This window comes from Phragmitibacter flavus (assembly GCF_005780165.1).
GTDB lineage: Bacteria > Verrucomicrobiota > Verrucomicrobiia > Verrucomicrobiales > Verrucomicrobiaceae > Phragmitibacter > Phragmitibacter flavus.
Genome location: NZ_VAUV01000001.1, coordinates 180,541 through 194,027, shown reverse-complemented (window position 1 = coordinate 194,027; position 13,487 = coordinate 180,541). Strand labels below are relative to the sequence as shown.

11 protein-coding genes are annotated in these 13,487 nt (G+C 56.8%); 4 read left to right on the top strand and 7 right to left on the bottom strand.

All coding sequences use genetic code 11. The features are described 5' to 3' along the window. Positions 1-287: 287 nt before the first annotated feature. The 3 genes from FEM03_RS00865 to FEM03_RS24220 form a co-directional block, all read right to left on the bottom strand. Positions 288-3,503: a glycosyltransferase gene (locus FEM03_RS00865; protein ID WP_138084281.1), complete on the bottom strand. Its 3,216-nt coding sequence runs from the start codon at positions 3,501-3,503 to the stop codon at positions 288-290. 180 nt (positions 3,504-3,683) lie between these two features. Then, a complete protein-coding gene (pdxA, locus tag FEM03_RS00860) occupies positions 3,684-4,688 on the bottom strand; it encodes a 4-hydroxythreonine-4-phosphate dehydrogenase PdxA (protein WP_240772630.1) in 1,005 nt (334 codons plus the stop codon). A gap of 192 nt (positions 4,689-4,880) precedes the next feature. Then, positions 4,881-5,033, bottom strand: a complete 153-nt coding sequence (locus FEM03_RS24220; protein ID WP_166442522.1) for a hypothetical protein — start codon at positions 5,031-5,033, stop codon at positions 4,881-4,883. On the opposite strand from FEM03_RS24220, the gene FEM03_RS00855 reads away from it, so the two are divergent. Continuing rightward, positions 5,032-5,622 carry a hypothetical protein gene (locus tag FEM03_RS00855; RefSeq protein ID WP_138084280.1) on the top strand — a complete coding sequence of 197 codons (591 nt, stop codon included), beginning with the start codon at positions 5,032-5,034 and terminating at the stop codon, positions 5,620-5,622. The two genes, FEM03_RS24220 and FEM03_RS00855, sit on opposite strands and share 2 nt — an antisense overlap. Here FEM03_RS00855 and FEM03_RS00850 read toward each other — a convergent pair. Next, positions 5,544-7,031: an Hsp70 family protein gene (locus FEM03_RS00850; RefSeq protein WP_166442521.1), complete on the bottom strand. Its 1,488-nt coding sequence runs from the start codon at positions 7,029-7,031 to the stop codon at positions 5,544-5,546. The two genes, FEM03_RS00855 and FEM03_RS00850, sit on opposite strands and share 79 nt — an antisense overlap. A gap of 96 nt (positions 7,032-7,127) precedes the next feature. Between FEM03_RS00850 and FEM03_RS00845 the strand changes: the two genes are divergently transcribed. Continuing rightward, positions 7,128-7,829 carry a pseudouridine synthase gene (locus FEM03_RS00845; protein WP_138084278.1) on the top strand — a complete coding sequence of 234 codons (702 nt, stop codon included), beginning with the start codon at positions 7,128-7,130 and terminating at the stop codon, positions 7,827-7,829. Positions 7,830-7,895: 66 nt separating this feature from the next. Here FEM03_RS00845 and FEM03_RS00840 read toward each other — a convergent pair whose 3' ends face one another. Beyond that, positions 7,896-9,101: an MFS transporter gene (locus FEM03_RS00840; protein WP_166442520.1), complete on the bottom strand. Its 1,206-nt coding sequence runs from the start codon at positions 9,099-9,101 to the stop codon at positions 7,896-7,898. Between the two features lie 178 nt (positions 9,102-9,279). Here FEM03_RS00840 and zwf point away from each other — a divergent pair, with 178 nt between their 5' ends. Together zwf and FEM03_RS00830 are read left to right on the top strand one after the other, a co-directional pair. Then, positions 9,280-10,818: a glucose-6-phosphate dehydrogenase gene (gene zwf, locus FEM03_RS00835; protein WP_138084276.1), complete on the top strand. Its 1,539-nt coding sequence runs from the start codon at positions 9,280-9,282 to the stop codon at positions 10,816-10,818. A gap of 35 nt (positions 10,819-10,853) precedes the next feature. Next, positions 10,854-11,912, top strand: a complete 1,059-nt coding sequence (locus FEM03_RS00830; RefSeq protein WP_138084275.1) for a glucose-6-phosphate dehydrogenase assembly protein OpcA — start codon at positions 10,854-10,856, stop codon at positions 11,910-11,912. Between the two features lie 14 nt (positions 11,913-11,926). Here the strand turns inward: FEM03_RS00830 and FEM03_RS00825 are convergent, their stop codons facing one another. Together FEM03_RS00825 and FEM03_RS00820 are read right to left on the bottom strand one after the other, a co-directional pair. Beyond that, positions 11,927-12,640 carry a hypothetical protein gene (locus tag FEM03_RS00825; RefSeq protein WP_138084274.1) on the bottom strand — a complete coding sequence of 238 codons (714 nt, stop codon included), beginning with the start codon at positions 12,638-12,640 and terminating at the stop codon, positions 11,927-11,929. A 45-nt stretch (positions 12,641-12,685) separates the two neighbouring features. Beyond that, the gene (locus tag FEM03_RS00820) at positions 12,686-13,423 is read right to left on the bottom strand and encodes a Bax inhibitor-1/YccA family protein (protein ID WP_138084273.1); all 738 of its coding nucleotides are present in this window, start codon (positions 13,421-13,423) and stop codon (positions 12,686-12,688) included. Between the last annotated feature and the right edge of the window lie 64 nt (positions 13,424-13,487).

Sequence of the window (13,487 nt, the reverse complement as noted above, 5' to 3'; positions counted from 1 at the left end):
GAGCTGCCACCATACCAGGGGAGAATGAGCCTCGCGATCACGGGCTGGATCTGGAACAGGAGAAAAGCGCTGAGAAAAATGACCACGACGAAGACAACCACTCCTTTTCGTTCGCCCGGTGATGGAATTCGGTGGTTCATGGAAAGATAACTTTTCCGGCGTGATGATCCGCAGCTTTCTGGAGATGGCAAGACCAATAACCCTGGCCCCCTATGCTGGTTTTTGTCTAAAATCTCAAGCTGGAATGCAGACTTGAGCAGGTGACAGTGACCGACAGCCACTCCTCCTTATCGAAGGCAAGAAATGGATGAGCCATCGTTTTCGTTCGAGGGCGCATTTTTTGCTGTAGTTACAAACGGATAGTCAAACAGATGGAGCCATAGACGTTCCAGAATGTAAGCGTGGATAGGGTTCTTCTGGCATAACTGTCTCATGCGGACCACGGAATCTTTAGGCAGCCGGGCGATAAGGTCGGTTCCTACTGAGAACAACGCACTGAAAGTAAACACACCCATGTCAGATCGGGCTGCCCGCTCCGCATGGTCAGCAAGACCCACGGTGGAGAAAAAGTGCTCTGCGATATTTGTCCCATGTGGCGATTCATGGAATCGGAGATATTCATCAAGCACGTAAAGAATCCCTCGATCCTTGTAGCGCAGTGTTCCCAAGGTGAACAGAGAGAACAACTCCTTTCTTACCTTGTATCCATTGATCCAGTCCTCTGTTTCTGAATCGATCAAATGTTGTGGAGGCAACGATTTCTTGGTCAACCACTGGCAGCCAAGGGGTTGCGGATTGGACCAATGGGCGTTCTCGGACAAGAGGGAAAGGAAATCTGGATTGTGTGTGAATGGATCGCCTTGGGTGAAGATGATTTTGTCGTAACCTTGGTGGTAGTCACCCTCGATAAAACCCAGGTAACTGTCAGCCTCGCGTCCAAGGTTTGTTCTTTTCATGACACGGACGCCGGACCGCTGGAAATCATTCGCGGCCATCGGTTTTCCTTTGTTGATGACGAATATCTCAATGTTGCCAGGCACGGAATTTAGCCATGAGAGATCTTCAGCATATCTGGCCACCACCATGGCGGTCCGGCCCGCTTGATTTGGTTGGAACGTCGTCGCTGGAGCGGTTGAAGGACGTGAGTCGACTTGCAAGGATTTATTCGTTCGTGAATGCGGCGAACCTGCCTCTGATTTTTCTTTCACCGCTGCCAATCCAAATACCTGATGCGGAAAAAACTTCTTGAGGGTTCTGCCGATGCGCCGTAGGCCACGAGGTTTGCTGCCATGGCGTTCATTACCAACGTTCAGTTTGGACCTGGCCTCCTGGAGTTTGGATTTCAACTCGACCTGACGTGCCTCGAATTTGTGGAGGCGGCTCTGGAGACGCTCGATGGTGGTTTGGCGCTCCATGGCGATCTGGCTTTCGGGAGCAATGGGAGATTCGCAGCCAGCCAGTGCAAGGAAGGCACGACGCTGCCAGTCGGGAAGTGCTTCCAGGTAAGGCCGCATGGCACGAAGGTGATTGGCGTAAAGCGAAGTTGCGCGGCTGAAACCGCCTGCCGCATGGCGATAGAGAAAAAGAATCTCGGGGACGACATCGAGTCTGTATCCTTTGAGGGCAAGGCGTGCGAACAATTCCCAATCCTCGTAAGACGTGTTGCGGTCTTCGGTAAAACCGCCAACGGCGTCATAAGCGGTTTTTCGGATGATGCAATTGGCGTCTCCAAAGACATTGATGAGCATTCCGGCTTCAAGGCAGGGGCCCACAGGCATGTGGCCATAACAGGCGTTGTCGGTGGAGGGTTTCGCCTCGTCAGGAAAAGCGAGAAAGTGACTGGTGAGGCAGTCGCAGCCGGAGCGGTCGATGGCGTCCAGAAAGGTTTTCACCATGGCGGGCCGGGCGGCGTTGTCGGCATCCATGAAGATAAGGAGATCGGTCTGCGCGTGGCGGGCGGCATCGTTGCGGGTGTGGCCGATGCCGCCGTTGGGCTTGGTGAGGAACCGCCATCCTTTGTCGCGATGACGGTCGGCGTGGCGGGCGAAAGCAGCACGCGAGAATTCGCAGGTGGAACCGTCGTCCACCGCAATGACCGTAAAATCATTGGACGTCTGCTTTTCCAAGGAGTCCAGCAAGTCGCCAAGGTAGTCCCCGTGGTTGTAGTGCGGAACGCAAATGGTCACCCGTTTTGCAGCGCCATCACGGGCAGCCACGGAGATGGCGGGCGTGGCCTTGTGACGATGGATTTCCGGCAGGGTGTCTTCAAGCAGTTGACGCCACTGCTCCCGCAAGGTGGCGGATGAATAAGCTGCTGCGGTTGCGCCGCCGGGCTGTTGGAGTTTTTCCAGCAGTTTGGCAGTCAAGTCCGGCTCGGTGGGTTCAAACAGGCAGCTGTCATCGGCCATCATTTCCGGAATGCCGCCGATGCGACTGGCGATGAAGCGACTCCCCTGCTGCAGGCACTCAAGGACGGTGAAGGGATGGCTGTCTTGCAACGGCGCAATGACCACGAGGGCGGATGGGTGGTCGGACAAGTAATCCTGACAGGCAGGGTAATCGAGATCACTCTCGACTGTTATTTGGAATGCAATCCGCAGCTCATCTTCAAGCTCAGCGAGGAAATCCAAGGCGGCGCGTTTATTTTTCACGATGCCGGGCTTGCCGAGGAAAGTGACCTTGCGCTTGCTGGCTCCTGCTTGGGCCGAATGCGAGACGAGGTTGCGCAGGGCACCAGCAAACACTTCCAATCCTTTGCTCGTTTCGAGTCGACCGTAGTAGATCAATTCGTCGGGAATGCCTTCGGGGATGACTGCCCATGGCAAAACATCAATGAAACAGGGCAGCAGTGCCCGACTCTCCGGCAATTTCCAACCTGAGGAAATCGCCCTGTCAATCAGATGCATCGTCGGGCTGATGACTAAGTCGGCATGTTCGACGGCATAACGCTCGCAGTAGCCTTCCAGCAAATTTTCAACCGAACCACGGCGCAAGTTTTGACTTTCCTCGGCCAACCACTCGGAACTGCTGTGCAAGGTGATGGTTACCACCGCCTCAGGCAGCGTGCCCAAGTTGCGCCGACGCTGCATGGGGATGAATCCGTTGCCCTGCCATTGTTGGAAGTGGATGGCATCAAATTGACGGCCTTCTAGAAATTCAGCCACGGCCCGGCTATTGAGGTTGAAGGAAAAGCCTGAGTTCCAATGAATCCGGTTTTCGGGCAACACAATGGTGTAAAACTCCACCCCATGTTGATCGCGAAAGTGCCGCAACCAGTGATCGGCATCCCCTTTTTCAAAGGAACCGGTGAACACAATCGTCACTTCGCTCTCCAGCTGCCTCAAGAGTCTCATGAGATGATGGCAGTATTTTCCGATTTCCCCGTCTCCGGTTGGTCCCAGGAATTCCGGCGTGACGATGCAATGAGATTTCTTCGGCATAGACGATTTGGTGTCGCGGATGGATTGAACCCTGGGCGAACTATACCTGGAGTAGTTGAGCACGAAACCCCGAATGTTTGGCGATAAGCTGCGTTAACAAAAATGATGGGCAAGCCTGTCCGGGTGAACACACTTCATCATCAGGTGATTGGGGTGATAGGAACGACCCAATGATGCCCGGGCTGATTTGGCAGGAGAGAAAATTTCCGGCTGCCAAAGTCGGGAGTGCCAGAGTTTGGGTGGTCAGGAAGCAGACAGTTTTGCGGCGAGCTTGATGGCGGCGAACAGACTGCCGGGGTCAGCCTTGGCCTGCCAGGCGATGTCGCAGGCGGTGCCGTGGTCGACGCTGGTGCGCACGATGGGAAGGCCGAGGGTGGTGTTGACAGCGCTATCAAACGCAAGGGCTTTCAAAGGGATGTGGCCCTGGTCGTGATACATGCAGATGAAGCCGTCGATGACTCTTCGTTTGGCAGGGATGAAGGCGGTGTCGGGTGGGAGCGGGCCTTCGATCTCATAACCGCGCTGACGGGCGGTTTGGATGGCAGGGATGATGAAACGCTCTTCTTCGCGGTTGCCGAAAAGGCCGTGTTCACCGGCATGGGGATTGAGACCGAGCACGGCAAGCCTCGGGGGCCGACCATGGATGCGTTGCAGGGCGGCGGCAGTGAGTTCGATGACGTCGAGGATGCGGTCGGTGCTGATGAGGGCGGGAACTTCGCTGTAACCAACGTGGACAGTGACAAAACTGGCGCAGACTTCCTTGCTAAATTGAAACATGCAGGCGCGTCGGGCTCGGGTGGCGCTGGCAAAAATTTCGGTGTGACCAGGGAAATCAATACCGGCAGCGCGAAGAGCCTCCTTGTTGATGGGGGCGGTCACGACGGCCTGGACTTCGAGGTCAACCGCAGCGGTGATGCTTTTTTGAATGTATCGATAGGCGGCGGCACCGGTGCTGCCGCTGACAGTGCCAGGGTTGAAGTCGGTGGCATTGAAGCCGGGCAAATCGAGCACGGCGGGCTCATTCAGGCTGGCAAAATTTTGGGACCAGCGCGCTTCACGAACGATGCAGCGTGGCTCAGGAAGCCCAGTCACGGCCGCGCAATGCCGAAGCACGGCGGCGTCGCCGAAAACGACTGCTGTGGCGATCTCGCGAATCTCTGCGCTGGCGAGGGCACGAAGGCAGATTTCGGGGCCGACTCCAGCGGGGTCTCCCATGGTGATGGCAATGCGTGGTAAAGTAGGGGGCAAGGTCGGAAAAACGGGTGATTTGGAAAGGGTGTCTTCTAGAGAAAACCAACCTAACATACAATGGTTTCAAAATTTCGTAGGGTGAGTCACCAATGAAATTCTGAAGACTGGTGGACGAGACATATGCCTCACCACTTATGCGTTCAATGCGGTGTTCAGATGCAAAAAATGGCAACCCAGGGCCAATTTTTTTCAAACCGGGCCAAAATATTTTTCCCGAACAGCAACAATGGCGTTTAGGGCTGCCTCGGCTTCGACCCTCAGACCGGCATTCAGGCTTGAGGAGGCATGATTGTAACGCCGGTAAAGCATGGCCAGTCGTTGGCGCACCTGTTCAGGGGTCATGTTGGGACTGATGTTGCAAAGCTGCTCGGGCGTCGGGGTGAAAACGGCAGGATTAGGTTTTTTGGATGGGGCGGGTGGGACGGCGGTTGAAGCAGCTTTCGGAGCGACCGGCTTGGGAGCTTCAGCAGCGGAAGAGGGTTTCTTTTCGGGCTGTTTGGCGACTTCCGCAGGAGCGGGTGAGGGCGAGGCAGGAACGGCGGGTTTTGGCGGCGATGCTGGCGCTAGATTAGGCGGAGGTGTTGGTGTCGGAGTCGGTGTGGAAACAGGTGCCGGTGATGGACTGCTGGGGAAAGAAACTGGCGGGGAGGTGGTCCTCTCGGATTTCAATTCGGCCGCGGCGGGAGGCGGCGAACTGCTCTTGGATGTCGGAAGGGGTCGGTGGAGCGGTGTCGCGACGGGCCGCGGAGCAAGCGGAAGTTTGGCGGCCCGGCTGTCGAACAGGGATTTGAGTTTGTTGAACATGGTCATCGGCGGAGGGGCGGGGATTTGTGGGGGGTTGGGTCAGGTCGGTTATTCGATGCGCAACTGTCGCAGCATGGTTCCACGGTTTTCGAGTTCTTCGTCGGTGAGGATGCCTTTGCCTTTGTAATTTACCGCAATTTCTTTGCTCAGGCCCGTCTGACGGTCAAGCACCATGGCGCGCACGCGCTGGTTTTCATCGTAGCTGAAAGTGACCTTGATTTCGCATCCGGCCGGACGACCCGGGGGAACGTCCAAAGTAAGGCGGCCGATGACATCAATGTAACGTGGATCGCTGTCTTCGCCCTGGGTGATGTCGACATGAATCTCCTGCTCATTGGCTTCGGAGGTGGTGTAGATCTCGGCGAAAGAACACGGGAGTGGAGTGTTCTTCGGGATGACGATGGAATTTTGGATGCCTTCCTCGCCGGTGCGGGCGTTCACGATGTAGGCGAGGGTGCCGTAGCTGTGGTTGCAGACTTCCTGAATGTTGGCGGCGTGGCGGGCGAAGAGGGCGGCGCCGAGGGCGACGGCTTCGTCGACATTGCCGCAGAATTCGGGCGCTTTGCCGAAGAACTTGTGCAGGACAGCTTTGACCTTCGGAATGCGGGTGGAGCCGCCGACGAGCACCACATGATCGATGTCGCCGGGTTTGAGTTTGGCGCTGTCGAGGGTTTGCTCGACGAGCATGACGGCGCGGGTGAGGAGGCGTGAGATGATGGTCTCGAAGGTCTCGCGACTGAGATCAATGGCGACGTTGCCGTGGGTGCTGTTGCTGATGGTGTCCTGGATGTTTCGCAGTTTGCTGAGCATCTTTTTGGAGTCTTCGATGGACTGCAAAATGCGGCGGCGCTGGCGCTCGTTGGTGTAGAGTTCGGTGTTGAGATGCTGCCGGTATTGCTCGCTGTAGAGTTCGAGCAGCAGATCGTCAATATGGCCGCCGCCGAGATGGCGTGCGCCTTCGCTGGTGATGATGCGGATGTTGTTGAAGTCGATGTCGAGGATGGTGACATCCAATGTGCCGCCTCCGAGGTCGAAGACGAGAACACGTCCGCGGGAATGGTGGCGGTAGGCGTAGTAAAGAGCGGCGGCGGTGGGTTCGTTGACGAGGCGGGTCACGTTCATGCCGGCCATTTCGGCGGCGGCGATGGTGCTTTTGCGGGCGAGCTCGTTGTAGTTGGCGGGAACGGTGATGATGACGTCCTTGATCGCGCCAATGATCCTCGAGCAATCTTGTTTCAGTTTGCTGAGGATGAGCGCGGAGATTTCTGACGGAGTCCAGCGGTGCCCGTCGAACTCGACGGAGTAATCGGGATCGTCCATGTGGCGTTTGATCTGGAACACGGTGCGTTCCGGATCGCCGCCATTGCGGGCGGGCGTGCCGACCAGTTTGACGCTCTCTTTCTGTTCGAAGTAAACGACGGATGGGGTGAGGCGTTCGCCGTCACAATTGGGGACGATTTCTGGGGTGCCATCAGCCTTCAAGTAGGCGAGGCCGGATAAGGTGGTGCCGAGATCAATTCCAACGTGTGCCGCCATGAGGCCCAAAGATTGATGCAGATAAGAACACATGCAAGGCTCACAAGGGAGATTTCATGGTAGAAACTGGTCAGATCTTGGCGTCAGTAGCCGGGTATGAAGCTTGATCGCCTGGTTGCCAGTCATGATTCTGCCGGTCGCACGGCGGCGCATCGCTGGATTGCGACTGGCAGGGTGAGCGTGGATGGGGTGGTCATTCGCGACAGCCGCTGGGAGGTGGATCGTTTCATGCGCGTGGAGCTGGAGGGGGTCTGTATTCAGGAAGAGGTGCGGTCGCTGTATGTGATTCTGCACAAACCGACGGGTTATTTGAGCGCAACGTCGGACCCGCAACATCCAACGGTGATGGATTTGATCGACGATCCAGACAAAGGGTCCCTGCATCTGGCGGGTCGACTGGATCGGGCGAGTTCAGGATTGCTGCTTTTGACCAATGATGGTCGGTGGTCAAAACGGTTGATGGATCCGCATCATAAGGTGCCCAAGTCGTATTTGGTGGAAATGGCGGAGGTGATTGCTCCAGAGGCAGTGGCGGCCTTTGCGGCAGGATTCTATTTTCACACGGAGGACATTCATACGCTGCCTGCGGAGCTGGAGATTCTTGGAAGCCATCGTGCACGAGTCACGCTGCATGAGGGGCGCTATCATCAGATCAAACGCATGTTTCATCGCGTTGGCAACCGGGTGGTGAGCCTCCATCGTGAGCGCATCGGCGCACTGGCGTTGCCGGATGATCTGGCGGTTGGGACATGGCGCGAGCTGAGTGAAGAGGAGCGCGAGTTGGCGCTAAGAAAGTAGAAGGCCCGTCCCGGGCCTTGCATGATGGAACAGGGCTCGGGGACGAGCCTTCTACTTTCTTTTCGATCACGACACCGGTTTCACCCGCGACATCAACACCATGCTGAGCAGACTCACGGTGATCGCGATCCAACCCAGGACGGGAAGGTGAAGCAGTTTGCCGGTAACCAGATCCTTCACGATGATCTGTCCGCCAATCAACGAAGCGGCACCTGCGGCAAAATCGCGAACGCTGTTGTTGAGGCTCATAAAACTCCCGCGCAGACGAGGCGGCACGGACCCGGTGATGATCGCCTGCCCCGGCACAAAACGACCGCCGGCAAACATGAAAAACACGGCGGCAAGAATGATGATGATTGGCAGTGAGGTTGGGCCGAGGTTGGCGATGAAATAGACGGGCACCGCCCCGCACACGATGGTGACGGCAAACATCCATTTTTTTCCGAATCGATCGGCCATACGACCAATCAACGGCGCGCTGAACAAACTGGCAATGCCGCCTGCGAGGTAAAACCAGAACAGCTCACTCTCCATCAATCCCGCGTTGGAAACCAGACTCGGACTCAGAAACGGGATGAGGATGAAATGGCCAAACACCATCATCATCATGAATCCAAGCGCAGTTCGGGAGTTGCGATTCGACAAAAGTTCTTTCACGCCGGCGAGCACTTTAACGGCCGGTGCATCGGCGGCGAGCATGTGGGCACGCATCCTTGGCAGCACTCCCCAAACCGCCGCCCAGACCATCAGGCCGGTGCCGACGATCATCAAAAACGGCGCGTGCCAGCTCCATTGCGCCGCCAGCCAGAGACCGACCGGCACCCCCACGACCGACGCGAGCGAAAAAGCGGCCATCACCACCCCAATGGCGCGACCGCGACGTTCCGGCGGAACGACATCGCCGATGATGGTCAACACCAACGATCCCGCCACTCCTCCAAAAGCACCACTGATCGCCCGGGCAACCAGCAGCGAGTGGTAGCCGGGGGCCAAGGCACAAGCCAGGGTGCCCAGGATAAAACCGCCGTAGGTGAACAAAAGCGCGGTGCGTCGATCAAAGCGATCCACAAACAACGCTCCCGCCACTCCCGCGATCGCCGCGCTAAAAGTGTAAACTGCCACCAGCAAGCTGAACTGGTCCGGGGCGATCTCAAACAGCCGCATCAACTGGGGTCCCAGCGGCATCATCACCATAAAATCCATCAAATGCGTGAACTGCACCGCAGCGAGCAGGAACAGCAAAGGGCGCTCGGCGATTTGAGGCGGGGACATCTTTGGGAAATTACGGATACGAATCTCACCGCCTTCCAGGGCGCATTTCATGCTTATGATGAAACACTTTCATCACTTGCACCCCGTCGGGCAAACGTCCTTGGTTGCGCGCAACGATAACGCAGCTTAGTTTTTGCCCCTCGTTGCCTTCGCGGTGGCGGCATCCCATTCCAATCACATGTCCGACATTGAAAATCCTTTTCAGGAAACGCTCATCTCGCGCCATCGCGCCGAGCCCTGCACGGTCGTCATCTTCGGCGCCACCGGCGACCTGACCCACCGCAAGCTGATCCCCGCCCTCTACAACCTTGCCGCCGGAGGTGATCTGCCACCCCAGTTCAAGGTGGTGGGCTTTGCCCGTCGCGACAAGGCGGACGACGAATTCCGCACTGAGCTGGAGGAGTCGAACAAAAAAAACTCCCGTCAGGGGCATGACGCAGCCCTATGGGCAAACTTCGGTCAGAGCATCCATTATCACCGCAGCGAATTTCAGGACCTCGAAGGCTACAAGGCTTTGAAAGTCCTGCTCGACGAATTCGACAAAGAACGGGGCGCTGCGGCCAACCGTCTGTTCTATCTCGCCTCCGCCCCCGAATTTTTCGACGAAATCATGCTGATGCTGCGCGAGAGCGGCCTCAATGAAGGTCCAAGCGGCAAATGGGCTCGGGTGGTTTGCGAAAAACCTTTCGGCAAGGACCTCAAAAGTGCCCGCCATCTCAACGAAGTGGTCAGCCAGACCTTCCACGAAAGCGACACCTACCGCATCGACCATTACCTCGGCAAAGAAACCGCGCAGAACATCATGGTCATGCGGTTTGCCAACCACATTTTTGAGCCGCTGTGGAACAACCTTTTTATTGAGCAAGTCCAGATCACCTGTGCCGAAAACCTCGGCATGGAAGGCGGTCGCGGCGGTTATTACGACACCGCCGGTGCCTTGCGCGACATGGTGCAGAATCACCTTTTCCAGCTTCTCAGCCTCGTTGCCATGGAACCGCCGACCGGACTCGGCGCCGATGCGGTGCGCGATGAAAAAGTGAAGGTCATTCGTTCGCTGCGCAAATGGCGTGGGGTGGATGAAGTCGCGAAAAATGTCATCCGCGCCCAATACACCGCTGGCAGTGTCGATGGTGTGGAGCGGGTGGGATATCGTCAGGAAGATCGCGTCAATCCCAAGTCGATGACCGAAAGTTATGTGGCGCTTCGGTTGTTCATCGACACCTGGCGCTGGCAGGGCGTGCCGTTTTACATGCGCGTCGGCAAACAGTTGCCCAAAAAAGCCACCGAGATCTCCATCCATTTCAAACAACCGCCGCAAGTTCCTTTTGCGACCGGTGAGTTGGGCGGAAGCCGCAACGTTTTGGTGTTCCGCATCCAGCCTGACGAAGGCATTTCGTTGCGCATGATGTCCAAACTCCCCGGCGTGCAGCTGCTTTTGCAACCGGTCAAAATGGACTTCCGCTACAGCACCAGCTTTGGCAAGGCCAGCCCGGAGGCCTACGAACGGTTACTACTGGATGCCATGGCCGGCGACGCCACTTTGTTTGCCCGTCGCGATGAAGTTGAGCACGCGTGGTCCTTCATCGACGAGATCGAACATGCCTGGCACAACGACGGTCCACAGCCGCCGATGTGCGAATATCCCGCCGGTTCGTGGGGTCCGAAAGAAGCCGACCAGCTTCTGCAGGAGAACAATCGCGTCTGGCGTCGGCTCTGAGAACGACGTGACAAACTCCCTCAAATTTTTTTCTCATGACTGACCTCGAATCCACCCTTTCCATCCTTGGCCAGGAAGTTCCGCTTGGACGCGTGGACAAGGCCCTCAAGGAACTTTGGGGCGCTGATGAAGCGCGCGACAAAGCATCCTTGATGAACTTCGCCATCTACAGCGAAGATCCTGCCTCCATCGCCACCAACACGCAGTTGCTGGCCGAAATCACCAAGGAACATGCGTGCCGCGGACTGCTCATCCTCAGCCAGCCGGGCGATCGGAAGCCACGCAGCCGCGCCTGGGTGACCGCTCATTGCCAGATTCACGATGGTCGGAAATCCGTGTGCAGCGAGCAGGTTTCCTTTGTGCTTGAAGGCGGTGGTGCCAATCAAGTGCGCAACACCGTGTTCGCCCATCTCGACTCCGATCTGCCATTGGTGTTCTGGTGGCAGGGCGACATCACCGACAACTTTGATGAGCGACTCTACAACGTCATCGATCTGTTGTTCATCGACAGCTCGCGTTGGTCGAATCCTGCGCACGACTTCGAACGGCTGCTGCAGGCCGAGTGCGAAAACGCCGCGCGTTTCCATGTGTATGACCTCAGCTGGCTGCGCTCGCACTTCTTTCGCACTGCGTTGGCCACGTGTTTTCATGATCCGCTTGCCTTGGCGGAGTTGCCGAAGGTAACCAACATGACCATCACCCACGGCCCCGGTCACCGCGTCGCGGGGTTGTTGCTCGCCGCGTGGGTGGGAGTGCGATTGAAGGCAGAAATGCAGGTGATCGACTGCTCCCCGACTCTGGTTTTGCCCGAAGGGCAGACCATCAGCGTTCATGTTTCTGAAGTCGCCGGCGAAGCCCCCTTGCAATCGGTCGTGCTCAGCTCCGCCAACGCCTCATTCAGTGTCGAGCGCGAGTGTGGTTCCGCTTATGTGAGCACCCGGGTGGCACTTCCCGATCATCAACGCGAAGAGCTGCTTCCGGCCGATCTTCCAACCGACGCCGCATTGATTGCTAACCTTCTCAGTCGTCTAGGCCGACAGAGCCTCTATTTGCAGATGGTGCCCATGCTTCGGCAGTTGCTGAAGTGTGGCTAAGAACCGATGAGCACTTAATCCATCGGCAGTTCCCTGCTGGTCAGCTCCGAAAATTTCGCTTCTACCCCGGAAGCGACGCGTTGTTTTTTGATGTTTTCGCGATCCTTTCGCAGCATGTCGATCAGGTTGGTCATGCCTTTGTTGACCCCCTGATTGGCAGCGTCCCATGCGGATTTCTCACGGAATTTGATCCCCGGGTAGGCGGCCTGCAAATCAGGAGGCGTCGCCCCTTCCTTCTGCACTTTGCGCACGATGTTGGCCAGACCCGCGACGTCCCGAAACGCATAACCATTAAAATACGGTCCCGTTAATTGAAAAAAGGAGCGATGGGCATGCACGCGCTCGAATCCCGGTTGCCCCATCTCCTTGGCCGATGCCGGATCGACGAGCACCCCAAACAGACGACCGCGATATTGCGCCGAATAAAACCAGTAGACCGACTCATCCCGAAATCCGAGGTCATAAAGACGAACGGCCGCCACATACATCGATTCAAAGCTCAGCCGGTCCCAGTTTTGCCGCATCTTCTTGATGGTTTCGACAAACGTCTTCTCGTCTTTCGAAGCCAGCCCCGCACTGAATTCGCCGACCTCAATTTTCGGGCCTTTGGAATTGTAGAATGGCGTCACATACACCGGGATTTTCGTTGGATCTTCCACCGACTGGGCGGTGGCGGACAACACCAAGGCGGTCCCCCACAAAATCAAGCTGACCAGAAGCGCTTTCATGGCATCATGGGAATTCGAATGTCGAGACCCGCCTGCGTCCCACTTCTACTCCTTTCGTCCGGCCAGTTTGGCCAGCAAACGCAGGATCTCGACGTAGAGCCAGACCAGCGTTACCAACAATCCAAACGCCGCATACCACTCAAGATACTTCGGCGCGCCTGCTGAAACGCCGTTCTCAATAAAATCAAAATCGAGCACCAGATTCAATGCCGCGATGATCACCACAAATAGGCTGAATCCAATGCCGAACAATCCGTTGCCGTGAATGAAGGGAACCTGAATGCCAAACATGCCCAACACCAGCGTCGCGATATACACCAAAGCAATGCCGCCGGTGGCCGCCGCGATGCCCATCTTGAAATTTTGCGAGGGTTTGATCAGCCGCGTGGTGTAGGCCGCCAGCAACGCCAGCAGCACCCCGACCGTCAGCAAAATCGCCTGCGGCACAATGCCTTCATATTGACTGGCATACAGCGCTGAGAGAGCTCCCACGAAAAGACCCTCCGCCACTGCGTAGAGCGATCCCGTGATCGGAGCCCACTGCTTTTTCCAGGCGGTGATCAATGCCAAAACCAACCCGGCAATCGCCCCGCCCAAGATAAATGGCATGGCGGAGGAAGGGTCCGACCAAAACCGGTTCCAGCTCCACATCGCAGTGGTGCACAGCAGCCCGAGAAAAATCAACGTCTTGTTGACCGTGCCTTGAAGCGTCATCACCGCTCCACCGTGGGGTGCAACATCGATAAAGGTGCTCTCACTCATGGTGGGGTTCGACGTTCTCATAACCCCTATCTTCGCTGGAAAGTCGCTGGTGGCAACAGGATTGCGGGCATCCATACCCGGCCTT